At 71.3% G+C, this 23110-nt stretch carries 23 protein-coding genes; 17 read left to right on the top strand and 6 right to left on the bottom strand.

Annotated features, from left to right (window positions below):
• Positions 1-26: 26 nt before the first annotated feature.
• Both ACHUEU_RS10260 and ACHUEU_RS10255 read right to left on the bottom strand, forming a co-directional pair.
• Positions 27-1268, bottom strand: coding sequence for a DUF4032 domain-containing protein (locus ACHUEU_RS10260; protein ID WP_394216004.1), 1242 nt, complete (start codon positions 1266-1268; stop codon positions 27-29).
• Positions 1269-1432: 164 nt separating this feature from the next.
• Positions 1433-2518, bottom strand: a complete 1086-nt coding sequence (locus tag ACHUEU_RS10255; protein WP_394216002.1) for an ABC transporter ATP-binding protein — start codon at positions 2516-2518, stop codon at positions 1433-1435.
• Between the two features lie 227 nt (positions 2519-2745).
• Here ACHUEU_RS10255 and ACHUEU_RS10250 point away from each other — a divergent pair, with 227 nt between their 5' ends.
• Together ACHUEU_RS10250 and ACHUEU_RS10245 are read left to right on the top strand one after the other, a co-directional pair.
• Positions 2746-3429, top strand: coding sequence for a peptide deformylase (locus ACHUEU_RS10250; protein WP_394216000.1), 684 nt, complete (start codon positions 2746-2748; stop codon positions 3427-3429).
• A gap of 186 nt (positions 3430-3615) precedes the next feature.
• Positions 3616-4383 carry a hypothetical protein gene (locus ACHUEU_RS10245; protein ID WP_394215999.1) on the top strand — a complete coding sequence of 256 codons (768 nt, stop codon included), beginning with the start codon at positions 3616-3618 and terminating at the stop codon, positions 4381-4383.
• 127 nt (positions 4384-4510) lie between these two features.
• On the opposite strand, the gene ACHUEU_RS10240 is transcribed toward ACHUEU_RS10245, so the two are convergent.
• On the bottom strand, positions 4511-5023 hold the full coding sequence (locus tag ACHUEU_RS10240) for an inorganic diphosphatase (protein WP_394215997.1): 513 nt from the start codon (positions 5021-5023) through the stop codon (positions 4511-4513).
• A gap of 67 nt (positions 5024-5090) precedes the next feature.
• On the opposite strand from ACHUEU_RS10240, the gene ACHUEU_RS10235 reads away from it, so the two are divergent.
• The 15 genes from ACHUEU_RS10235 to ACHUEU_RS10165 all read left to right on the top strand — a co-directional run bounded on the left by ACHUEU_RS10235 (position 5091) and on the right by ACHUEU_RS10165 (position 19493).
• Complete coding sequence (locus ACHUEU_RS10235; RefSeq protein ID WP_394215995.1) at positions 5091-6500, top strand: D-alanyl-D-alanine carboxypeptidase/D-alanyl-D-alanine-endopeptidase; 1410 nt, start codon at positions 5091-5093, stop codon at positions 6498-6500.
• Complete coding sequence (gene tilS, locus ACHUEU_RS10230) at positions 6500-7594, top strand: tRNA lysidine(34) synthetase TilS (RefSeq protein WP_394215993.1); 1095 nt, start codon at positions 6500-6502, stop codon at positions 7592-7594. Before ACHUEU_RS10235 ends, tilS begins: the two co-directional genes overlap by 1 nt.
• Positions 7595-7638: 44 nt before the next feature.
• Positions 7639-8193 carry a hypoxanthine phosphoribosyltransferase gene (hpt, locus tag ACHUEU_RS10225; protein WP_394215991.1) on the top strand — a complete coding sequence of 185 codons (555 nt, stop codon included), beginning with the start codon at positions 7639-7641 and terminating at the stop codon, positions 8191-8193.
• 4 nt (positions 8194-8197) lie between these two features.
• Entirely contained in the window at positions 8198-10330 is a 2133-nt protein-coding gene (gene ftsH / locus ACHUEU_RS10220) for an ATP-dependent zinc metalloprotease FtsH (protein WP_394215989.1), read from the top strand.
• Between the two features lies 1 nt (position 10331).
• Positions 10332-10898, top strand: a complete 567-nt coding sequence (gene folE, locus ACHUEU_RS10215) for a GTP cyclohydrolase I FolE (protein WP_394215987.1) — start codon at positions 10332-10334, stop codon at positions 10896-10898.
• Between the two features lie 11 nt (positions 10899-10909).
• Positions 10910-11776, top strand: coding sequence for a dihydropteroate synthase (gene folP / locus ACHUEU_RS10210; RefSeq protein WP_394215985.1), 867 nt, complete (start codon positions 10910-10912; stop codon positions 11774-11776).
• Positions 11773-12690: a 2-amino-4-hydroxy-6-hydroxymethyldihydropteridine diphosphokinase gene (folK, locus tag ACHUEU_RS10205; protein WP_394215983.1), complete on the top strand. Its 918-nt coding sequence runs from the start codon at positions 11773-11775 to the stop codon at positions 12688-12690. The genes folP and folK overlap by 4 nt, the downstream gene beginning before the upstream one ends.
• Positions 12687-13196, top strand: a complete 510-nt coding sequence (locus ACHUEU_RS10200) for a DUF3180 domain-containing protein (RefSeq protein WP_394215981.1) — start codon at positions 12687-12689, stop codon at positions 13194-13196. The genes folK and ACHUEU_RS10200 overlap by 4 nt, the downstream gene beginning before the upstream one ends.
• 94 nt (positions 13197-13290) lie before the next feature.
• A complete protein-coding gene (locus ACHUEU_RS10195) occupies positions 13291-13914 on the top strand; it encodes a PH domain-containing protein (RefSeq protein ID WP_394215979.1) in 624 nt (207 codons plus the stop codon).
• The gene (locus ACHUEU_RS10190; protein WP_394215977.1) at positions 13911-15539 is read left to right on the top strand and encodes a PH domain-containing protein; all 1629 of its coding nucleotides are present in this window, start codon (positions 13911-13913) and stop codon (positions 15537-15539) included. The genes ACHUEU_RS10195 and ACHUEU_RS10190 overlap by 4 nt, the downstream gene beginning before the upstream one ends.
• A complete protein-coding gene (locus tag ACHUEU_RS10185) occupies positions 15536-16441 on the top strand; it encodes a Rossmann-like and DUF2520 domain-containing protein (RefSeq protein WP_394215975.1) in 906 nt (301 codons plus the stop codon). The genes ACHUEU_RS10190 and ACHUEU_RS10185 overlap by 4 nt, the downstream gene beginning before the upstream one ends.
• On the top strand, positions 16438-17313 hold the full coding sequence (gene panC / locus ACHUEU_RS10180; protein ID WP_394215973.1) for a pantoate--beta-alanine ligase: 876 nt from the start codon (positions 16438-16440) through the stop codon (positions 17311-17313). Before ACHUEU_RS10185 ends, panC begins: the two co-directional genes overlap by 4 nt.
• A 42-nt stretch (positions 17314-17355) precedes the next feature.
• On the top strand, positions 17356-18864 hold the full coding sequence (lysS, locus tag ACHUEU_RS10175) for a lysine--tRNA ligase (RefSeq protein ID WP_394215971.1): 1509 nt from the start codon (positions 17356-17358) through the stop codon (positions 18862-18864).
• Between the two features lies 1 nt (position 18865).
• Positions 18866-19048 (top strand): hypothetical protein, encoded by a 183-nt coding sequence (locus ACHUEU_RS10170; RefSeq protein ID WP_394215969.1) that lies wholly within the window; start codon positions 18866-18868, stop codon positions 19046-19048.
• Between the two features lie 115 nt (positions 19049-19163).
• The gene (locus ACHUEU_RS10165; RefSeq protein WP_394215967.1) at positions 19164-19493 is read left to right on the top strand and encodes a histone-like nucleoid-structuring protein Lsr2; all 330 of its coding nucleotides are present in this window, start codon (positions 19164-19166) and stop codon (positions 19491-19493) included.
• A gap of 97 nt (positions 19494-19590) precedes the next feature.
• Here the strand turns inward: ACHUEU_RS10165 and ACHUEU_RS10160 are convergent, their stop codons facing one another.
• From ACHUEU_RS10160 to ACHUEU_RS10150, 3 genes are read right to left on the bottom strand one after another with little or no spacing between them, the layout of a single operon-like run.
• The gene (locus ACHUEU_RS10160) at positions 19591-20556 is read right to left on the bottom strand and encodes an aldose 1-epimerase family protein (RefSeq protein WP_394215965.1); all 966 of its coding nucleotides are present in this window, start codon (positions 20554-20556) and stop codon (positions 19591-19593) included.
• A complete protein-coding gene (locus tag ACHUEU_RS10155) occupies positions 20553-21338 on the bottom strand; it encodes a LutC/YkgG family protein (protein WP_394215963.1) in 786 nt (261 codons plus the stop codon). The genes ACHUEU_RS10160 and ACHUEU_RS10155 overlap by 4 nt, the downstream gene beginning before the upstream one ends.
• Complete coding sequence (locus tag ACHUEU_RS10150; RefSeq protein ID WP_394215961.1) at positions 21335-22927, bottom strand: lactate utilization protein B; 1593 nt, start codon at positions 22925-22927, stop codon at positions 21335-21337. The genes ACHUEU_RS10155 and ACHUEU_RS10150 overlap by 4 nt, the downstream gene beginning before the upstream one ends.
• Between the last annotated feature and the right edge of the window lie 183 nt (positions 22928-23110).

Here is a 23110-nt window from a genome sequence, read left to right as displayed (position 1 = left end):
TCGGGAGTCCTGAGCATCCACGAGCCTCAGGAGTCGAAGATCGGCAGGGCCGAGGTCTCGGTGGTCACCAGGGACTTCTCATCCGGCCGGTGGATGAGGACGTTGAGGATGTAGTGGCGCACGGTCTCGTCGAGGCTGACGTCATGGCCCTTCTTCTCGGACAGGAACCATTTGTGCTCGAGGATCTCATGGAAGAACTCAGGGGGCTCGAGCTTGGAGCGCATGGACCGGGGGACCGCCCGCACCACCGGCTCGTACTGCCGCTGGAGCCACTCGTGCGCGACGAACTCCTCGTCCTCGAGCTGCTGCTCGGTGTCGGCGCGATACTGGTCGAGGTCGTTGAGCAGTCGGCGGGCCTGGTTCTCCTGGGCGTCGATCCCGGTCAGCCGCATCAGCCGACGGGCATGGTGCCCCGCGTCGACGACCTTCGGCATGATCGACAGCGTGGTGCCGTCGAGATCGGTGGTGATCTCCAGCTCGCCCACGTCGAAGCCCAGCTGGTTGAGCTTCTCGATCCGGGCGGAGACCCTCCAGCGCTCGTCGGCGGAGAACCGTTCGCGGGAGGTGAGGGTCTCCCACAGCTCGTCGTAACGGGAGATCAGATCGTCGCCGACCGCGACGGGATCGGCTTCGGGATCGAACATGTCACCGGCCTGCAGGTCCATCAGCTCGCCGATGATGTTGGTGCGCGCCAGGTCGAGGTCGTAGTGACGCTGACCGGTGGAGAGCTGCTCATGGAGGGAACCGGTCTCGACATCGACGAGATAGGCGGCGAAGGCACCGGCATCGCGACGGAAGAGCGTGTTGGACAGGGAGACGTCACCCCAGTAGAAGCCCTCCAGGTGCAGGCGCACCAGCAGCACCGCGAGCGCGTCGAGCAGGCGATGGGCGGTGTCGGGGCGCGAGACCTGGCTGAACACGGCGCGGTAGGGCAGGGAGAACTGCAGGTGGCGGGTGATCAGGACCGCGTCGAGCTCCTCACCCGAGGGGGTGGTCCGGCCGGAGACGACGGCGAAGGACTCCACGGCAGGAATCTCCAACCGGCCCAGCACCCGCAGCATGTCGTATTCGCGCTGCGCGAGGCTGTGGGAGATCTCCTTGAGGGCGAGGACGCGTCCCGAGACGCGTGCGAAGCGCACGACGTGACGGGAGATGCCGCGGGGGAGGGCGGCGAGGATCTCGTCGGGCCACTGCTCGAGCGGCGTCTCCCACGGCAGGTCCAGCAGGGCCGGATCTGCGCGGGAAGCGGTGATCTCCAGAGGTGCCATGGGGCCATTGTCTCCTGAGCCGAGGAGCTTCGCACCGCCGGGACCAGAATTCACGTCATCGCGACGCGAAGGTCACCTCGTGCCTGTGGTCGCCGGGAGGCGGAACGACGGCGACGGGCGCCCGGCAGAAGCCGGACGCCCGTCGCGCGATGCAGCGGAGGCGGTCAGTCGCCGAGGCGCTGGCCGCTCTTGGTGTCGAACAGGTGCGCGTGCTCCGGCGAGGGACGGAAGTACACCGTCTCGCCCTTGCTCGGAGGACGACGGGCGTCGACCCGGGCGATGAACGGCTTGTCCGTCTCCTCGCTGCCGCTGCGACGGCCGTAGATGAACGCATCGGCGCCGAGCTCCTCGACGAGGTCGACCTCGACGGCGAGACCCTGGTTGTCGGAGGCGATCTCCAGGTCCTCGGGGCGCACCCCCACGGTGGCCGTCTTCTGATCGGTGTCCGAGAGGGTGGAGCGGTCGACGGGGAGGACCGCGCCGCCGAACTCGACGCCCTGATCGGTCAGCGGGGCCTCGAAGAGGTTCATGGCCGGGGAGCCGATGAAGCCCGCGACGAAGACGTTGTTCGGGTGGTCGTACATGCGGCGCGGGGTGTCCAGCTGCTGCAGGACTCCGAAGTTGAGCACTGCGACACGGTCACCCATCGTCATCGCCTCGGTCTGGTCGTGGGTGACGTAGACCGTGGTGACCCCGAGCCGCCGCTGCAGCGAGGCGATCTGGGTGCGGGTGGCCACCCGCAGCTTGGCGTCGAGGTTCGACAGCGGCTCGTCCATGAGGAACACCTGGGGCGAGCGGACGATAGCGCGGCCCATCGCGACACGCTGACGCTGACCGCCGGAGAGGGCCTTCGGCTTGCGGTCCAGGTACTCGGAGAGGTCCAGGATCTCGGCGGCGTCCTCGACGCGCTTGCGGATCTCGGCCTTGGGCTTGCCGGCGATCTTCAGGGCGAAGCCCATGTTGTCGGCGACGCTCATGTGCGGGTAGAGCGCGTAGTTCTGGAACACCATCGCGATGTCGCGGTCCTTCGGCGGGACGTCGGTGACGTCGCGATCGCCGATCAGGATGCGACCGGCGTCGATCTCCTCGAGGCCGGCGAGCATGCGCAGGGCGGTCGACTTGCCCGAGCCCGAGGGGCCGACGAGGACGAGGAACTCTCCGTCGCCGACCTCGATGTCGAGGCTGTCGACGGCGGGGCGCTCCTGGCCCGGGTAGATGCGGGATGCGTTGTCGAACGTGACTGTTGCCATGGTGGTTCTCCTTCACCGGCAGGTACGTGCCGGACGGTCCGTTGTGAAGTGATGAGCGGCCGGTTCGAGGTCGTTCCCACGGGAGGTGCTTCTTCGCACCGGCTCGGGGAAGTGTAGCTCAGGTCTCCTCTGTACGGGTGATGCCGCACGGCGCTTCTCAGCTGTCGGGACCGACTTCTGAGGCGTGGACCCGTCGAGCGCGGCGGAGGCTGCGGGATACTGGTGCGGTGGACATCAACCAGCTGACCCGGAAGATCCTCGCTCGTCGTGCGAAGGAGGAGGATCCGCTGCGGATCGTGCAGGCCGGGCACCCCGCCCTGCGACGGAATGCGGTGCCCGCCCGCGGACGGATCGATCTCGAGCTGCTGCGCGAGCTGGCCGAGGCGATGACCGCGACGATGCGCGCCGCGCCGGGGGTGGGTCTGGCCGCGCCTCAGGTGGGTCTCCCGCTGAGCTTCTACGTGGTCGAGGACGGCTTCGCCAGCGAGCCGGGCGAGGACGCGGACGACGATCTGCTCGAGCGGCGGCCGCTCGCACTGCGCGCGCTGCTGGATCCGGTGCTGGAGCCGCTGGGCACGCAGCGGGTCTTCGCCTTCGAGGGGTGCCTCTCCGTCGACGGCTGGCAGTCGATCGTCCCGCGCGCGCGCCGGGTGCGGCTGAGCGCGGTGGAGCTGCTGCCGGACGGCCGACTGGTGGAGGTCGAGGAGGAGCATCTGGGCTGGACCGCTCGGATCCTCCAGCACGAGACCGACCATCTGGCCGGGACCCTGTGCCATGACGTGTCCGTGCCCCGCTCCTTCATCGCCGCCGCGTACAGCGGACACTACGCCGACCTCGCCGAGGCGGTCCGTCGCCTCGGGCTGACCGGTGAGATCGCCGACCTCCCCCCGGGCGAGGTGGTGACCGGCTGATCGACGTGCTGTGAGGGACGAACGGTAGGAGAGCGGCCAGTGGGCGCTGGCTGATCGACGTGAGGGACGAACGGTAGGAGAGCGGCCAGTGGGCGCCGGCTCGAGCTCCTGGCAGAGCCCTCAGGCCGGGCACGGCCGGACGCTGTACCTTGACCCTGTTCACGACCCGACAGAACGGAGCAGACGGTGGCCCAGAGCGACCAGAGCACCCCGCCCATCCCGCAGAGCGAGCTGACCGAGGACGGTGAGTTCATCGAACAGCTCGACGAGCGCTGGCTCTCGGTCCTCGACGCGGCGCTGAGGGTGCAGGCGCCGCTGGCGCGCAGCTATGTGGTGAAGCTGCGGGAGAAGCATCCGGAGGCGACCGACCGCCAGCTGCTGGAGCACGTCACCCAGCGGTTCGTCGGCCTCGCCACGGCCACCGGCGCGGGCATCGGCGGCGTCGCGGCGCTGCCGGGGCTCGGCACCGTGGCCGCGCTCGGCCTGACCATCGGCGAGGGAGTGTCCTTCGCGGAGGCGTGCGCCTTCCTCACGCTCGCCGCGGCGGACATCCATGGAGTGGACATGGCGGCGCCCAGCACCCGTCGCCTGGTCCTGATGGGGGTGCTCAGCGGTGAGCGCGGCGCCGAGATCATCGCCAAGGCGATGGGTCGGCGGGGTCTGCAGTGGAACATCGTGCTCGGGGGTCGGGCCGGATTCCTGCCAGGCCTGCTCAGCACGCAGATCTCCCGGTACGTGCGCCGCCGCGTCATGGCGCGCGCCGGCGGGCTCTGGCTCGCGCGGCTGCTGCCCTTCGGCCTCGGCGCCGTGCTCGGCGGTCTCGGCGCCCATGCGGTCGCCCGCTCCGTGGTCGAGGCGATGCTGGAGATCTTCGCGCACGGCGCGACGCTCGAGGGCGAGCTCACCGACCAGCAAGGAGAGCTCGCGGGCAGAGCGGTTCCACGGGTCGGCTGAGGATCGCCCGCCCGACGGCCCTGCGCACGACGGCGGAGCGCACGGAGGGTCGGTCCCCGCAGGGACCGACCCTCCGCGCGGGGCCGGGACCCGGTCCGCGAGGGACCGGCCCGGGAGCTCGGGGAGCTCAGACCTCCTGGGTGAAGTCGTTGGCGTGCTCCGTGCCGACGGCGCGCTGGTAGGAGCGGCGGATCTCCGCCTCCGCGTCGCTGCGGCCCTCCCAGTGCGCGCCTTCGACGCTCTTGCCGGGCTCGAGGTCCTTGTAGACCTCGAAGAAGTGCTGGATCTCCAGGCGGTGGAACTCGGAGACGTCGGTCAGCTCCTGGCGACGCACCTGACGCTGATCCCCGACCGGCACCGCGATGATCTTGTCGTCCCCGCCCGCCTCGTCGCGCATGCGGAACATGCCCAGCGCGCGGCAGCGGATCAGGCAGCCCGGGAAGGTGGGCTCCTCGAGCAGCACGAGGCAGTCCAGCGGATCGCCGTCCTCGCCGAGGGTGCCCTCGATGAACCCGTAGTCGTCCGGGTAGCGGGTGGCGGTGAACAGCATCCGGTCGAGCCGGATGCGTCCGTTGTGGTGGTCCACCTCATACTTGTTCCGATTTCCCCGAGGGATCTCGATGGTCACGTCGAATTCCACGACACCGCTCCATTGCTCGGGCCCCGAAGGCCACTGGTAAAGACCGTGACACCATATCGTGGGCACCATGGGAACGAGGGCCACCGAACGGATCTGGCGCACCACCGCGATCGTGATGTGCGCGGCGGTGCCGACGAGCTTCTATGTGCTCGGAGACCTCACCGACGCCTTCCCCGGCATCCTCACCGTGCAGAGCACGGAGAAGGGGCCGAGCTTCGGACCACGCGCGGCCGCCGAGGACTGGCAGCGGGTCGCGGCCGAGGAGTCCGTGCCGACCCCGGTCCCGGGCGCGGCCCCGGTGGATCCGGCTGACCTCGAAGAACGCATGGCGGCCACAGCGGAGCTGCCGGTGGTCGCCGGAGGCCTGGCGTTCAGCGTCGTCGATGCCGGGACCGGACAGACCCTCGCCGAGCGCGAAGCGGGCACCGCGCTGGTGCCCGCCTCGACCCTGAAGCTGCTCACCGCCGCCGCAGTGCTGCGCGAGTACAGCGGCGAGGAGGTCCTGGACACCCGGGCCGCCGTCCAGGACGGCGTGGTCACCCTTGTCGGCGGCGGTGACATGACTCTCAGTGAGGACGATCTGCGCGAGCTCGCGACCCAGGCGGCGGCGCTGGCGGCGGAGCAGGGCACCAGCGAGGTCTCCGTGGCCCTGGACGACAGCTATCTCGACGGCGGCCCCAACCCGGCCTGGGGGAACAACGGCCAGGCCGGCGGCTGGGTGACCCCCACCGCCTCCCTCGCGCTGGGCGAGGGGTGGCTCGACGGAGAGCAGTACGGCCCCAAGTCGGCCTCCCCGGCCCGGGACGCCGCCGAGCGCTTCGCCGAGCTGCTGCGCGAGGCCGGGCTCGCGGTCACCGGTGAGATCACCGGTGCCCGGGCGCCCCAGGAGGCGCCGATGGTCGAGGTCCACTCCGAGCCGCTCGCCGAGCTGGTGCGCCACACCCTGCTGATCTCCGACAACACCACCGCCGAGCTGCTCGCGCATCTGGTGGCACGCTCCCACGGCGCGGAGACCACCCCGGCCGCGGCCGCCGCCGCGGTCGAGGCGGAGATCCGGGAGCTCGCCGCGGAGATCGGGGTCGCGCCGGAGGCGGTCGCCTCGCTCGAGATCCATGACGGCTCGGGGCTCTCCCGGCAGAACCGGGTGCCGCCCGCGCTGCTCTCGGCGGTCCTGGCCGAGGTGGCCTCCGGCGAGGTGCCCGCTCTCGAGCAGATCCTCTTCGACGTGCCCATCGCGGGTCTGTCCGGCACCCTGGCCGATCGTTTCGAGGCGGAGGGGACCGAGGATGCGAGCGGTCTCGTGCGCGGCAAGACCGGCTATCTCGGAGGTGCGGCGACCCTGGCGGGCGTGACGGTGCTGCCCGACGGTCGGACCGTCGGCTACTCGATCGCGGTGCATGGCTTCGACGGCGTCGACGCGGTCGCCGCCCGCGCGGCGGTCGACCAGGTCGCCGCCGAGATGGTGCAGGTGGACTGATGCCCGGACCTCCTCCCGTCGTCGCCCGCGCCCGCACCGCCGTCCGCGCCGCGCTGACCACCCGGCTCGCGCTGCTCGCCGACGACACCGCCGTCGGCCGGACGGCGCCGCGGGTGCTGGTCGGTCTCAGCGGGGGAGCGGACTCGCTCGCACTGCTGGCCACCACCGTCTGGGTGGCCTCACGGATGGGCCTGGAGACCGAGGCGGCGATCGTCGACCACGGCCTGCAGGAGGGGTCCGCGCAGGTCTCGGAGCGGGCGTTGATCCAGGCGCAGCAGCTCGGCGCCGAGGCGCGGATCCTGCCCGTCACGGTCGACGCCGAGGCGTCCGGCGGGCTCGAGAACGCCGCTCGCACGAGGCGGCACGAGGCGCTCGAGACGCTGCGTGAGGAGCGCGGAGCGCTCGCACTGCTGATGGCCCACACCCTCGACGACCAGGCCGAGCAGGTGCTGATGGGGCTGGCGCGCGGCGGCGGGCCGCGTTCCCTGGCCGGGATCCCCCGCGCCCGCGGCGCCCTGCTGCGACCGTTCCTGGGCAGCGGGCGGGACGAGAGCACCGCCCTGCGCCGGGCCGACACCGAGGAGATCTGCCGCCTGCACGACCTGCACTGGTGGGAGGACCCGATGAACGCCGACCAGACGCTGCTGCGCTCCCGGGTGCGCCATCGCGCCCTGCCGCTGCTGCGGGAGATCCTCGGGGAGCACCTCGACGAGAACCTCGCCCGCACCGCCGATCTGGTGGGGCCTGACGTCGACCACCTGGACGCCGAGGCGGCCGCGCTGGGGGACGCGCTGCGTCGCGACGGCGGCGAGCTCCGCGAGGAGCGGGACCTGCTGCTGCTGGACGTCCATGCGCTGGCGGCCGCACCCGGCCCGCTGCGCACCCGGATCCTGCGCGACGCCTCACGTTCCGCTGACCGCGCAAAACCCCGGGGCTCCGACGCGGGGTCCGCGAAGTCCCTGCTCCGACGCCAGGTGCTGGCGATCGACGCCCTGGTGGTCTCATGGCACGGTCAGGCAGCCGTGCCCGTTCCGGGTAGGATCGAGGTCGCTCGCCGCGACGGCCTGTTGGTGTGGCGCCGCATCGATTCGTGACCCGCGGCTCGCGCACCCCACCACGTTCCATGGAGGAGATCCGCGTGCCCCAGACGCACCCCCACCCCGATGTCGACCGCGTGCTGCTGGACGCGCAGCAGATCCGCGAACGGCTCGCCGAGCTCGGAGAGCAGATCGCCGAGGACTACGCGGACGAACCGCCGATCCTGGTCGGCGTCCTCAAGGGGGCGGTGATGGTGATGGCGGATCTCGCGCGTCAGATCGACCTCAAGGTCGAGATGGACTGGATGGCGGTCTCCTCCTACGGCTCGGGAACGAAGTCCTCGGGCGTCGTGCGCATCCTCAAGGACCTCTCCGGGGACATCACCGGCCGCAACGTGCTCATCGTCGAGGACATCATCGATTCCGGCCTGACCCTGAAGTGGCTGCTGTCCAACCTGCGCTCCCGCGGCCCCCGGAGCGTCGAGATCGCGGCCCTGCTGCGCAAGCCCGATGCCGCTCGGGTCGACATCGACGTGAAGTACATCGGCTTCGACATCCCGAACGAGTTCGTGATCGGCTACGGCCTCGACTTTGCCGAGAACTACCGCAACCTCCCCTACGTGGGCGTGCTCTCGCGCTCGATCTACGAGGACTGATCCCGTGGCAGATTCCGCCAAGAACCCCAAGCGCGCGGGCAGCAGGAAGCGCCGTCCGTTCACCGGGCTCGCCCTCTGGATCATCATCGCCCTGCTCCTGGGCATGGCCATGTTCTCCCTGCTCGGGCGGGACGGCTACCAGCAGATCGACACCCAGCAAGGCCTCGAGCTGCTGCAGGGCGGCACTGTCGAGCAGGCCAAGATCATCGACGGCAACCAGCAGCGGGTCGACCTGGTCCTGTCCGAGGACTTCGTCGACGGCGAGGAGAACAAGGGCACCCAGGTGCGCTTCTCCTACGTCGATGCCCGCGGTGAGGCGATCGTGCAGGCCGTCGAGGAGGCGGAGCCCGAGCAGGGCTTCACCGACGAGATCGCCAGCAGCTCCTGGTGGTCCTCGCTCCTGCTCACCTTCCTGCCGCTGCTGCTGTTCATCGGCCTGTTCTGGTTCCTGATCATGAACGCCCAGGGCGGCGGCAAGGCGATGCAGTTCGGCAAGTCCAAGGCGAAGCTGTTCAACAAGGAGGCCCCGAAGGTCACCTTCGCGGATGTCGCCGGTGCCGAGGAGGCCGTCGAGGAGCTCGACGAGATCAAGCAGTTCCTGGTCGACCCGGGCCGGTACCAGGCCGTCGGCGCGAAGATCCCCAAGGGCGTGCTGCTCTACGGCCCGCCCGGCACCGGCAAGACCCTGCTCGCCAAGGCCGTGGCCGGCGAGGCGAACGTGCCCTTCTACTCGATCTCCGGCTCCGACTTCGTGGAGATGTTCGTGGGCGTCGGCGCCAGCCGTGTGCGCGACCTGTTCAACACTGCCAAGGAGAACGCGCCGGCGATCATCTTCATCGACGAGATCGACGCCGTCGGGCGCCATCGCGGCGCCGGCATGGGTGGCGGGCACGATGAGCGCGAGCAGACGCTGAACCAGATGCTGGTGGAGATGGACGGGTTCGACGAGAACCAGAACGTCATCCTCATCGCCGCCACCAACCGTGTGGACATCCTGGACCCGGCACTGCTGCGCCCCGGTCGCTTCGACCGTCAGATCGGTGTCGAGGCACCGGACATGAAGGGCCGCCTGCACATCCTCGGCGTGCACTCCAAGGGCAAGCCGCTGGCGCACGATGTCGATCTCGAGCATGTCGCCAAGCGCACCATCGGCATGTCCGGCGCCGACCTCGCCAATGTGCTGAACGAGGCGGCCCTGCTCACCGCGCGCTCCGGCAATCAGATCATCGACAACCGGGCCCTGGACGAGGCCATCGACCGCGTCTCCATGGGCCCGCAGCGGTACTCGAAGGTGATGACCGAGCGCGAGCGCCAGATGACCGCGTACCACGAGGGTGGGCACGCCCTGGTCGCGGCGGCGATGAACAACTCCGCCCCGGTCACCAAGGTGACGATCCTGCCGCGCGGCCGGGCCGGCGGCTACACCATGGTGGTGCCCACCCAGGACCGCAACTATCAGTCCCGCAACGAGCTGCTGGACCGGCTCGCCTACGCGATGGGCGGCTACGCGGTGGAGGAGAGCATCTTCCACGACGTCACCACCGGGCCCAGCTCGGACCTGCAGAACGCGACCAAGATCGCGCGCGCCATGGTGATGCAGCTGGGCATGAGCGGGACCGTCGGCCAGGTGGCTCTCTCGGGCGAGCAGGACGAGGTCTTCGTCGGCATGCAGCAGGGGCAGGCCCCCCGCTTCAGCGCCGAGACCGCGAGCCTGGTCGACCAGGAGGTCCGCGAGCTGCTGGACACCGCCCTGGACGAGGCCTGGTCGGTCATCGTGGACAACCGTCACGTGCTGGACCGCCTGGTCGAGGAGCTGTTGGAGCGGGAGACCCTGAACGAGCACGAGCTCGCCGAGATCTTCCGCGACGTGAAGAAGCAGCCGCCGCGCGACGTCTGGGTCTCGAGCTCCGAGCGTCCCGCCCTGGCCGCACCCTCGGCCGGCAGCACCACCACCGCGACCGGAACCGAGTCCCATGACGCGGGCGAACCGGTGCAGCCGAACCCGCCGGAGCTGCCCCACCCGGGCGGCGACGGCCCGCAGATCCCCGGCGCCCCGCACAGCGGCGAGCCGGGGCAGGGCGGTGGCGGCTACGGCGGCGGGTACGGCTACGGCACCGGCGAGGGGACGGAGCGCTGAGATGGCCGTGGACCAGCCCCGCATCGAGGCCGCCGTCCGGGAGATCCTCTCCGCGATCGGGGAGGATCCGGACCGGGACGGGCTGCAGGAGACGCCGGCACGGGTGGCCCGGATGTACACCGAGGTCTTCCAGGGCCTGGAGCAGGATGCGAGCGTCCCGCTGTCGACGACCTTCGACATCGATCACCAGGAGCTCGTGCTGGTGCGCGAGATCGCGTTCTACTCGATGTGCGAGCACCATCTGCTGCCCTTCCACGGTGCCGCTCACATCGGCTACATCCCCGGTGGGGGAGCGGTCACCGGACTGAGCAAGCTCGCGCGGCTGGTGAACGTCTACGCCCAACGACCCCAGGTGCAGGAGCGACTGACCTTCCAGATCGCCGACGCGCTGATGGACGAGCTCGGCGCGAGCGGGGCGATCGTCGTGATCGAGGCCGAGCACATGTGCATGTCGATGCGAGGCGTGCGTGCGGCCGGGGCCCGCACGGTGACCAGCGCGGTGCGGGGCATGCTGCGGGAGAACCCCAGCACCCGCGGCGAGGCCATGGCGCTCATCCACGGGTCATGAGCGCACGGGCCATGAGCACACCGAGCAGTCCGCTCCGCCGCCCCGCCGGGCTCCCGGACCGCGGGGACGGTGAGGGCACCTTGGTGATGGGCGTCCTGAACGTCACCCCGGACTCCTTCTCCGACGGCGGTGCGCACGACGCCCCGCCCGCCGCGATCGCGCATGGCCGGCGCCTGGTGGCCCAGGGGGCCGCGATCGTCGACGTCGGTGGGGAATCGACCCGGCCCGGTGCCCCGCGCGTCGACGAGGACGAGGAGCTGCGACGGGTGCTGCCGGTCGTCTCGGCGCTGGCCGCCGAGGATGTCGTGGTCAGCGTGGACACCATGCGCGCCGCTGTCGCCGCGGCGAGCGTCGAGGCGGGCGCCCTGATCGTCAACGACGTCTCCGCCGGGCGTGCGGACGTGGACATGGGCGGCGAGGCGGCACGGCTCCGCACCCGCCTGGGCACCCCGCCGGTGTTCATCGCGATGCACTGGCGCGGCCACAGCGACGTGATGAACGAGCTGGCCTGCTACGAGGACGTGGCGCGCGACAGCGCGGCCGAGCTCGCCGAGCGCCTCGCGGCGCTGCGCGGGGCGGGGGTCGAGGACCGCTTCCTCGTCGTGGACCCTGGCCTGGGGTTCTCCAAGACGGGGGAGCAGAACTGGGAGGTGCTGGCAGACTGGGACGCGATCGCCTCCCATGACCTGCCGATCCTCATCGGCGCCTCCCGCAAGCGCTTCGTGGGGGCGCTCGGTGTGGACCGTGATCTGGCGACCGCGGCGATCAGCGCCTACAGCGCCGAGCACGGCGCGTGGGCGGTGCGGGTGCATGAGGTCGCCCTCTCCATCGCCGCGGTGCGGGTCGGCGACCGACTGCGCCGGAGCGTCCGCCGATGAGCGCGGAGAGGGGAGGGCCGGTCGCCGGCCCGGAGCGTCTGGATCGCATCGAGGTGACCGGGATCCGCGCCTGGGGCCATCACGGGGTGCTGGAGGCGGAGACGCAGCTCGGTCAGCAGTTCCTCGCCGATATCACCCTGCACCTGTCCACCGCAGCGGCGGCCCGCACCGATGCGCTCACGCGCACCGTGAACTACGCCGAGGTGGCGCACGCCGTCCATGAGGAGCTCACCGCCGGCCCTCATGCGCTGGTGGAGACCCTCGCGGAGCGGATCGCCCAGCGGATCCTCCATGACACCGGCCACCCGCTGGTGCGTCGGGTCGGGGTCCGGATCCATAAGCCGGCCGCCCCGGTCGGGCTGCCCGTGGGGGACGTCACGGTGAGCATCCAGCGGGACGCCGCGCCGGTCGCTGCGGTGCTCGCGCTCGGCACGAACCTCGGTGATCGCGCCCGGCACCTCCACGGGGCACTCGAGCTGCTGGCCGGCACGGACGGCATCGAGGTGGAGTGGACCGCTCCGGTGCTGGAGACCGCTCCCGTCGGCGGCCCGGCGGAGCAGGGCGCGTTCCTGAACTCCGTGATCGGGGTGCGCACGAGCCTGGGCCCGTTCGGGCTGCTCGAAGCGGCGCAGCGCGCGGAGCATGCCGCCCGGCGCGAACGGCTGGTGCGCTGGGGGCCGCGCACCCTCGACGTGGACGTGATCACCTACGGCGACTGGACCAGCGAGGACGAGACCCTCACTGTGCCGCATCCGCGCGCCCACCGGCGCGCCTTCGTGCTGGCCCCCTGGCACGCCGCGCGTCCCGACGCCGAGCTGCCGGGGCACGGACCGATCAGCGCGCTGCTGACGGCCGCCGAGGATCGCGAGGGGCTGCGTCCCGGCCCCGAGGTCGAGGGGTACGGGATCGTGTGAGACCCCTGAATGTGCCGGTCCTGGTGCTGATCCTCGTGGTCGGTGCGGGTTTCGGGGCGCAGATGCTGGAGGCGCTGGCCGCCCGCGGCCACTCCCTGCCGATCGCCGGCTGGCTCACCACGGTGGTGCTGCTGGTGCTGAGCGCCGTGCTGCTGCTGTTCGGCCTGCCGCTGCGGCGCTACATGCTCGAGAGCGCCGAGCGCAGAGAGCATCCGAGCTTCGTCCCGCGCCGCCACCAGATCGACCTGCCCACCGCCTATCGCACCGTGCTGCTCGCCCGGGCCTGCGCGTACACCGGGGCCGTGGTCGGCGGGATCTTCGTCGGGCAGGCACTGTTCCTGCTCCTGACGGGCACCGGGGACCCGTGGCGGGGAATCCTGCCCACCGCTGCGGCCGCTCTCGCCGGGATCGTGCTGGGGGTGCTGGGCGTGGTCGTCGAGCGCTGGGGCCAGCTGCCGCCCGATGACGGGGAAGGGACACCCGAGGGCGCGGGGGCCGGCAGCTGAGCCGGCAGACGGCCGCCGATCGTCGACCTTCGGTGGATCCGGTGCCGACCCCGCGAGGGGTGCGGGCGGGCCCGGAGATGACACGATGGTGCCCATGAGCTCCACCCCTGATCCCGCCGCGCCGACCGTCCCGGCCATGGCGTCGGACCCTGTGCCGGACACTCCGCGGGCCTCTGCGCCGCCGGCCGTCCCCGACGCCGCGGAGCCGTCTCCGGCGCTGTCCGACGATCCCGCGGAGCTGCTCGGCGCGGGCGCCCTGCGGCCGGTCTCGACCTCGCTGATCCCTGCCCGCTATGTGGCGGGCATCGTCGGCGACGTGATCTGGGCGCTGATGATCGCCGGCGCGATCACGGCAGCCGCGCTGACCGGGATGTGGTGGCTCGCCGCGCTGGGCCTGCTGCCGCTGTTGATCCTGCTCCAGCACCTGCTGCTCACGCCGCGCCGGGTGCGGGCCATCGGCTACCTCGACGCCGAGGAGGACCTGACCATCGCCAGCGGCATCATGTTCCGCTCCATCCAGACCATCCCGTACGGCCGGGTGCAGTCGGTGAAGATCGACGAGGGCCCGGTGGATCGCCGGTACGGGCTCGCGAAGCTGACGGTGAGCACGGCCAACGGCGCCTCGACCGTCGTCCTGCCGGGACTGCCGAAGGCGGAGGCGGAACGACTGCGCGCGCTGCTGACCGCTCGTGGCATCGAGACCATGGCGGCGCTGTGAGCACCCCCGACCACGGCGGCGCCGAGCCGGAGTCCCCATCCGCGCCGGTTGCCCCCGCCGAGCCCGGAGCCACGGCCGTGCGCCGCCGCACCCACCCGATCACCCCGTTGGTGACCGGATGGAAGATCGTGGTCGGCGTCATCGCCGTGCTCACCGCACAGAACATCGCCCGTCTGGTCGAGGACTTCACCGTGACCCGCGCCCTGATCGGGACGGGCATGCTGGTGGTGGTCGTCGTGATCGCCATCGTCCTGTCGGCGCTCAGCTGGTGGTTCACCACCTACGCGGTCGACGAGGCGGGGGTCTCCCTGTACCGCGGCATGATCAGCCGGTCACGGGAGTACGCCCCGCGTGCCCGCATCGAGTCGGTCTCGGTCGAGCGGCCGCTGCTGGCCCGCCTGCTGGGCCTGGCGAAGGTGCGGGTCGAGGTCGCCGGCGGCGGCGACTCCTATCTCGACATCGAGTACGTCCGCTCCGGGGACGCCGAGCAGCTGCGCCGCGGCATCCTCGACGTCGCCGCGCTCGATGCCCCGTCCGCCCCGGCCCGTGAGACGGAGCACGACCCGGCGGCCGGCTCGGAGGCCACCTCGCCGGAGGGGGATCGGAGAGCTCCGTCGGAGGGGCCGGGAGCAGCCGATCCGCAGGTGAGTGCGCAGCGGCCGGCCGGACACCCGCTGGAGAGATTCCTCCACGATGACGTCACCGACGGAGAGCTGATCGCGCGGATCCCGACCCGGCGCCTGGTCCATTCCCTGCTGCGCGACCCGGGTTTCCTCCTCAGCATCGTCGGGGGCGTCGTCGGCGTGCTGGCGGCGATCGGTCTGACGATCCGGCAGGACGGCGTGTCCTTCGCGATCCTCGTGGCCCTGCTGCCCACCGCGATCGCGATCCCGAAGTACGTCTTCGGCCGCATCGAATCCGGATGGGGCTTCGTCTCCCGCATCACCGAGCGCGGTCTGCGGATGCGGCGCGGGCTGGCCACCACCCGCACCGACAACATCGCCGCGGGGCGCATCCAGCGCTTCGAGCTGCGCCGCCCGCTGCTGTGGCGCAGCCCCGACTGGACCGGGGTGAGCGTCACCGTCGCCGGTATCGAGGACAGTGAGGAGAACGGGGCCGCGCACGTGCTGCCGGTCGGCACCCGCGAGGAGCTGCGGGCGACGCTCGGCCACCTGGCCGCGCCGCTGGGCACCCCGGACGATCCCGGGACCATCGAGCAGCTGCTCTCCGCCCCGGCCCGGGAGATCGACGGGCTGCGCACGCCGGTCCGCGGCTTCTGGATCTCCCGGCGGACCCGCGTGGCGGTGCTCCTGCCGGGAGCGCTCGTCCAGCGCAGCGGGGTCCTCACCCGGCGCCTGGAGATCATCCCCCGGGAACGGCTCCAGGGGCTCACCGTCCAGGACGGCCCCTTCGCCCGGAAGCTGGGGGTCCTGGACCTGCAGGCCGGCGTCGCCGGCGAGACCATGGTGCTGTCGGACCTTCCCCGCCGTGACGTCCTCGCCCTCCACGCCGTGCTCGCCCGCGACGCCGCCACCCTGCGCCGCTATCGCGACCGGGAGCACTGGCCGCAGCCCGCGCTCGCGGTCGGCGGCGCCCCGGCGGGACCGGCCGGGGGACCGCAGTGACCCCGCCGCGCCTGGGCATCGGGGTGATCGGAGCGGGCCGGGTGGGGGCCGTGCTCGGCGCCGCGCTGCGCGCCGAGGGCCATGCGATCACCGGCGCCTACGCCGTCTCCGACTCCTCCCGGGACCGCGCCGCCGCACTGCTCCCGGGCGTGCCGCTGCTCGACGTCCCCGCCCTCGTCGAACGCAGCGAGATGCTGCTGCTGGCGGTGCCCGACGACCAGCTGGCGCCGCTGGCCGCCGGCATCGCGGCGACCGGCATGGTCCCCGGCGGGCAGCTGGTCGTGCACACCTCCGGGCGCTACGGCACCGCGGTGCTCGCGCCGCTGGCCCGGGCCGGCAGCGCGACCCTCGCCCTGCACCCTGCGATGACCTTCACCGGCACCCGGTCCGACCTCGCTCGCCTGATCGGCTGCCCGATGGGGATCACCGCCCCGCCCGCTCTGCTGCCCATCGCCGCCGCCCTCGCGGTCGAGCTCGGTGGCGAGTCCGTGGTGATCGCCGAAGGTGATCGACCGCTCTACCACGCCGGCCTCGCCCACGCCGCCAATCATCTCGTCGTGCTCGTGGACCAGGCCCGGGAGGCGCTGTCCCGGCTGGGGATCGAGGACCCCGGAGCCTATCTGCGCCCGCTGCTGGAGGCGGCGCTGGACGAGTCGCTGCGCCACGGTGCGACGGCGCTGACCGGGCCCGTCGTGCGCGGGGACGCCGGCACCGTCGGCGCGCACCTCGACGCGCTGGCGGACCTCGACGCCACCGGGACGCCGGGGGAGCCGGGCGACGTCTCCGACACCTACCGGGCGCTGGCGCTGGCGGCGCTGTCCCGTGCCAGACTCCCGGAGGACACCCGGCAGAGGATCCGGGTGCTGCTGGAGGCCCAGCCGCCCAGGGAGGACGAGGCATGACCCAGGACCCGCCGCAGGAGACCGCCGAACCCGCATCGACGAGGCTCATCACCACCAAGGACGAGCTGCGAGAGCATCGGTCGGCGATGGACGGCACCGTCGCCGCGGTGCTCACCATGGGAGCGCTGCACGCCGGCCACCTGGCGCTGGTGCAGCGGGCCCGGGAGCTCGCCGACCACGTGATCCTCACCGACTTCGTCAACCCCCTCCAGTTCGGTCCCGGCGAGGACTACGAGGCCTACCCGCGCACCCTCGAGCAGGATCTGGCCCTGGTCGACGGGCTGGTCGACGTGGTCTTCGCACCGTCGGTCCAGGAGATGTACCCGGTGCTGCCGCCGATGGTCTCGGTCACCGCCGGTCCCGCGGGCAGGATCCTCGAAGGGGCGGCCCGGCCCGGCCACTTCGACGGCGTGGTGACCGTGGTGGCCAAGCTGCTGCAGCTGACGGCCCCGCACCTCAGCGTCTTCGGACGCAAGGACGCCCAGCAGCTGGCGATCATCCAGCGCCTGGTCGGCGACCTCGACCTGCCGGTGCGGATCGAACCCGTCGAGATCCAGCGCGAGCCGTCGGGCCTGGCCCGTTCCAGCCGCAACGCCTATCTCGGCGAGGCGGGCCGGGAGCAGGCGCTGGCGCTGTCCCGCACGATCGCCGCTGCGCGTGCCGCCGCGCCCTCGGCGGGCGCGCTCCGGACCGTGCTGCGCGACGCCCTCGAGAGCGCCGAGATCGACTGGGACTACGCCCATGCCCTGGATCCGGTCACCCTCGAGCCGATCGGCCCCGAGCACCGCGGGGAGGTGCTGGTGGTGCTCGCCGGGACCGTCGAGGGCACCCGCCTGCTGGATGCGGCTGTGGCGGTGGTGACAGCACCCTGATCCGAGAGGCGTTCCCTGCGCCAGTGATGAGACAATCGGCCCATGAGCGAGAACCCCCCTGCCCTCGACACGACGGACACCTCCGACCAGGTCGCGGTCCGCAAGTCCAAGCGGGAGCGGCTGCTGGCGCGCGGCGAGGAGGCATACCCCGTCTCGGTGCCGGTGACCACCACCATCGCCGAGGTGCGCGCGTCGTACGGCCATCTCGAGTCCGGTGAGGAGACCGAGGACGTCGTCGGCGTCGCCGGCCGGGTCGTCTTCCAGCGCAACACCGGCAAGCTCGCCTTCATCACGCTCCAGGACGGAGCCGGGGAGCGCCTGCAGATCATGGCCTCGCAGGCGGTCATCGGCGAGCAGCGGCTCGCCGATCTCAAGGCCGACGTCGACCTCGGCGACCATGTCTTCTTCCACGGCCGGGTGGGCGCCTCGCGCCGCGGCGAGCTGAGCGTCTTCGCCGAAACCTGGCAGATGGCGGCCAAGGCCGTGCGCCCGCTCCCGGTCCTCCACGCCGGTCTCTCGGAGGAGTCACAGGTCCGGCACCGCTACGTCGATCTCATCGTGCGCCAGGAGGCGCGGGACACCGTGCGCCAGCGGGCCCAGGTCATGCATGCGCTGCGCAGCTCGTTCCACGATCGCGACTTCGTCGAGGTCGAGACGCCGATGCTGCAGGTGATCCCCTCCGGTGCCGCGGCCCGGCCGTTCGTCACCCACATGAACGCCTTCGACCTGGATCTCTATCTGCGGATCGCCCCGGAGCTGTTCCTCAAGCGGGCGGCCGTGGGCGGTTTGGAGAGGGTCTTCGAGATCAACCGCAATTTCCGCAACGAGGGCGCAGATTCCACGCATTCCCCCGAGTTCGCGATGCTCGAGGCATATCAGGCGTACGGGGACTACGACACGATCGGTGATCTCACCCGGCGGCTCGTGCAGGAAGCGGCCGAGCATGCCACCGGATCCCAGACCGTCACCCTCGCCGACGGGTCGGAGTACGACTTCTCGGGGGAGTGGGCGCAGATCACCGTTTACGGATCCCTCTCGGAATCTCTCGGCGAGGAGATCACCCCGGGAACCTCCCCGCAGCGGCTTCGCGAGATCGCCCGCAGCCTCGATCTCGATCTCGATCACCCGAAGTTCGGCCACGGAAAGCTCGTCGAGGAGCTGTTCGAGAATCGCGTCGGCGATCATCTCTACGCACCGACCTTCGTGCGTGACTTCCCGGTCGAGACGAGCCCGCTGGTGCGGGCGCACCGCTCGCAGCCCGGGGTGGTCGAGAAATGGGACCTCTACGTGCGCGGGTTCGAGCTCGGCACCGGATACTCCGAGCTGGTCGACCCGGTGATCCAGCGTGAACGGTTCGCGCAGCAGGCACAGCTCGCCGCCCAGGGCGATGACGAGGCGATGCGCCTGGACGAGGACTTCCTCGAGGCGATGGAGTACGCCCTGCCGCCGACGGGCGGCATGGGCATGGGCGTGGACCGACTGCTCATGGCGCTGACGGGCCTGGGAATCCGCGAGACCATTCTCTTCCCGCTCGTGAAGCCGGAGGTGTGAGATGGATTCCGGGTTCTGGTTCGAAGCCGGGGCGCTGCTCCCTTCCCTCGGCGTGGGACTTCTTTTCTGGTTCGTGATGCGTGCGGTGATGCGCGCGGACAGACATGAACGCGAGGTCGAACGCGAGGCGGAGCAGGAATACCGTGCACTGCACGACAATGATGAACAGAATCACTCCTCCTGAAACGATACCGAAACCGGATTGAAATCCGGTCCCTTTCGGTTGATACTGGGTACGGATGGCGAACTCACCGGAGTTCGCACGACGAAAGCCATCAGACCAGCAAGGGAGAACCCCTATGGCACGGAAGACCTACGTGGAGCTCATCGACGATCTGACCGGGGACAAGGCCGACGAGACGGTGAATTTCGCCCTGGACGGAGTCGCCTACGAGATCGACCTGTCAGAGGCGAATGCCTCGAAGCTCCGTGAGGAGCTGGGCAGCTGGGTGGAGAAGGCGCGCCGGGTGGGCGGTCGGCGCTCTCGCGGGACCGCCCCCGCACGCACCAGCGCCAACGATTCCGCACGGATCCGTGAGTGGGCCCGTGAGGCCGGCTACGAGGTCCCGGACCGCGGGCGCATCTCCGGCACCATCCGCAAGGCGTATGAGGAGGCCCACGCGGAGTGATCGCGAGCGCTCCCCGACAGGGGTGCGCACCGCGCACGGCACAGGCCCGTCACCGATCGGTGACGGGCCTGTGCGCAGTCCGGGCCCGGCCCGCCGGTCACCAGCCTCGCAGGGTCCAGGACGCGGCATGCTCGGCGCCCGGGGCCAGACGCACCACATCGGTGCCGCTGCGGAAGGCATCGGGCGGGCAGGTCATCGGCTCCACGGCGAGGCCGAGCCGGTCGTTCTCCGGCTCCGGACGGTCACCGGTGTGGATCTGCAGCCACGGGCACTCCGGTCCCGCGGCCAGCTCGACCCCCGTGCCGCCGGGGGCGGAGACGGTCACCACCACCCGGCCCCGGGCGTCCCGGCCGAGATCGGTGAAGGCGTGGTCGAGGAACAGCGGGCCGAGGACCTTCGCCGTGCGGAAGTCGACGTCGCTGCCGGGGGTGACCGGGGCGGTGCCGGTGGGCAGCAGCCGATCCTCGCTGACGGTGAGCACGGTCCCAGCGGTGACCTGCAGCGACCAGGTATTCAGCGGTTCCGTCCCGGCGACCAGATACGGGTGCGGGCACGCCCCGTAGGGGGCGTCCCGGGCACCGAGGTTGCGGGAGGTCACCGTGGTGAGCAGACCCTCTTGCGGATCCAGCGCATAATGCACCGTCAGCAGCAGGTGGAAGGGGTACCCGGTGGAGGGGAAGAGCTCGGTGCGCAGCACCAGCTCGTCCTCCGAGAGCGTCGTCGGGGTGAAGGCCTGGAAGGAGATCAGGCCGTGGAGCGCGTTGCCGCGCTCGGGCTCGGTGAGCGCGGTGCGGAGCTCCTGGCCGTCCCAGGTGTACGTGCCGTCGCCGATCCGATTGGGCCACGGCGCGACGATCGCCCCGCGGTGGAACTGCATCGGGCCGGTCTCGGGGTTGCGCACCAGCAGGTCGCGACCGCCGACGGTGAGGGATTCGAGGGTCGCTCCCACCGCGGAGATCTCGGCGCGGTAGGTCCCGGCCTCGAGGGCGAACAGCTCGCCCCGGTCCCGGGCGGTGCCCCGGTCGGGCAGGTCGCGGCCAGCAGTCGGTGCGGCGTCGTTCATGGGCTCTTCTCCTGGGGGTCGGCAGCGGCGGCGCGGGGCGTCGTCCCCGGTACCGCGGAGGTGGCGGGGTCAGGTTCCGGCTCCGGCTCCGGCTCGATCAGGATCACCTCGAGGCGTCGGGGACCGTGCACGCCCTCGACCCGTTCGAGGTCGATGCCACTGGTCGCGCTGGGACCGGAGATCATGGTCCAGGCCGCTGCGGGGGCCTCCGCCATGCGCTCGATCGCCCTGGGCACCCCGACCACCACCTGCTCGGGCTCGACGACGACCACGTGGTGGTCGGGCAGCAGGCTGATCGCCCGGCGACCTCCCCGGGCATCATTGCGCAGCACGATGGTGCCGGTCAGGGCGATCGCCGTATGGCAGCCGGTGAGCACCGCATCGATCGCCTCGAGCTGGTGCGGCGCGGTGGTGCCGTCGTCGACCACCAGCGAGGCATCCACCTGCTCGTGCCAGGCGGCGGGCAGACCGGAGGGGACCACCACGCTGCGCGCCCCGCCCAGCGCGGCGGCGATCACTGCCGGCGCGGTGTCCACGGTGGCACGACGGACGGTCGCGGAGCTGTCCTCGAGCCGCTGGACCAGCACATTGCGTGCCTTCTTCGGAGCGGTACGGAGCTCCTGCTTGTCATCGGCCCGCTGGTAGGTGCGCGGCACATCCGCGGCCTCGGTGATCTCATCGCGGCGCGGGACCGCCAGTGCGGCCCGCACCCGGGCGAGGATCTCCTCCTTGGCGCTCATCCCCGGGGTGCGGGCGGGGCGGGAGTCCGTCCATCCGCTCATGAGCTCTCCTCGTCCCCGGTGTCCGGCCACTCTGTCGGCGCGTCCTCGGGCGTGCCGACATCGGTCGCCGACCCCGCTGCGGCCCGATCCTTCTCGTGCTGGTCCCACCAGGAGCGGAAGGAGGCCCCGGGCTTGGGCAGATCACGGTGGTCGGTCCAGCCCGGCAGCAGCGGCAGCACCCCCGGCAGCTTGCCGATGTTCGTCCCGGGCAGCACCGAGCTGAGCGGACCGGCCGAGCGCACCGCGAGGTCGTACGCACGAGGCGAGGACATCAGCGTGCTCGCACCCTGGAGCGCCACGTCCCAGGTGCTGTGGAAGTCGCCGCGGGTCTCCCGGCGCCGGTCGACGTCCTCCGCCCGCAGATGCACCAGGACCTCGGGGATGTTGATCTTCACGGGGCACACGTCGTAGCAGGCACCGCACAGGCTCGAGGCGTAGGGCAGCGTCGAGTTCGGGTCATCGCTGCCGTGCATGCCGGTCATCTGCGGCGAGAGGATCGCACCGATCGGACCGGGATACGTGGAGCCGTAGGCGTGCCCACCGGTGCGGTTGTAGACGGGGCAGACGTTCAGGCAGGCAGAGCACTGGATGCAGTGCAGGGCGCTGCGTCCCTCCGGGTCCTCGAGCACTGCGGAGCGACCGTTGTCCAGCAGCACGAGATGAAACTCCTCGGGCCCGTCCCCCTCGTGGACACCGGTGAACAGGGTCGTGTACGCAGTCATCCGCTCCCCGGAGGAGGAGCGGGGCAGCAGCTGCAGGAACACCTCGAGATCCTGGAAGCTCGGCACGATCTTCTCGATGCCGACCACGGAGATGAGGGTCCTCGGCAGCGTCAGGCACATGCGGCCGTTGCCCTCGGACTCGACCACCACCAGGGTGCCGGAGTCGGCGACGGCGAAGTTCGCCCCGGAGATCGCCACCGAGCCGGGCAGGTCCAGGAACTTCCCGCGCAGGAAACGACGGGCCGCCTCGGCGAGCGCGGCCGGTTCGTCGGTGATCGACTCCTCGAGGTCCGGCATGGCCGCCAGGAAGACCTCCCGGATCTCGGCCCGACCGCGGTGGATCGCGGAGGCCAGGTGAGGGGACGGGGTGTCCGCGGCCAGCTGCACGACGAGCTCGGCGAGGTCGGACTCGATCGCCCGGATCCCGGCGCGGGCGAGCACCTCGTTGAGCCCGATCTCCTGGGTCGCCATCGACTTGACCTTCAGGACCTCCTGGGCACCGCGCTCGAGTGCCAGGCGGGTGACGATCTCGCCGGCCTCCTCGGCATCGCGCGCCCAGTGCACCACCCCGCCGGCAGCGGTCACGGACGCCTCGAGCTGCTCCAGCAGGTCCGGGAGGTGGTCGGTGACGTGCCACTTCAGGGCACTGCCGGCAGTGCGCAGCTTCTGCCAGTCACGCACCTCCCGGACCGCCGAGGCACGCCTGGACTGGATCCTCGAAGTGGCTGAGCGGAGGTGCTCGCGCTGCGTCCGGTCGCCGAGCTCCGCTCGGGCCGCCTCGGGGAAGCCGCGATCGCCGCGCAGCAGCGAGCTCGGGGACGCGTGCTGCGGGCGCACGGTCGGGATGCCCAGATCCACTGAGTTCACGGCGCCATCTCCTCCCGCTCGTTCCTCGCAGTTCGTCGACCGACGCTGGTGTTCACGGCGCCATCTCCTCTCGCTCGTTCCTCGCAGTTCGTCGACCGACGCTGGTGTTCACGGCGCCATCTCCTCCCGCTCGTTCCTCGCAGTTCGTCGACCGACGCTGGTGTTCACGGCGCCATCTCCTCT

The organism is Brachybacterium vulturis (assembly GCF_043641765.1).
GTDB lineage: Bacteria > Actinomycetota > Actinomycetes > Actinomycetales > Dermabacteraceae > Brachybacterium > Brachybacterium vulturis_A.
The sequence above is the reverse complement of the archived record's forward strand: the minus strand, read 5'-3'. Positions and strand labels throughout refer to the sequence as shown.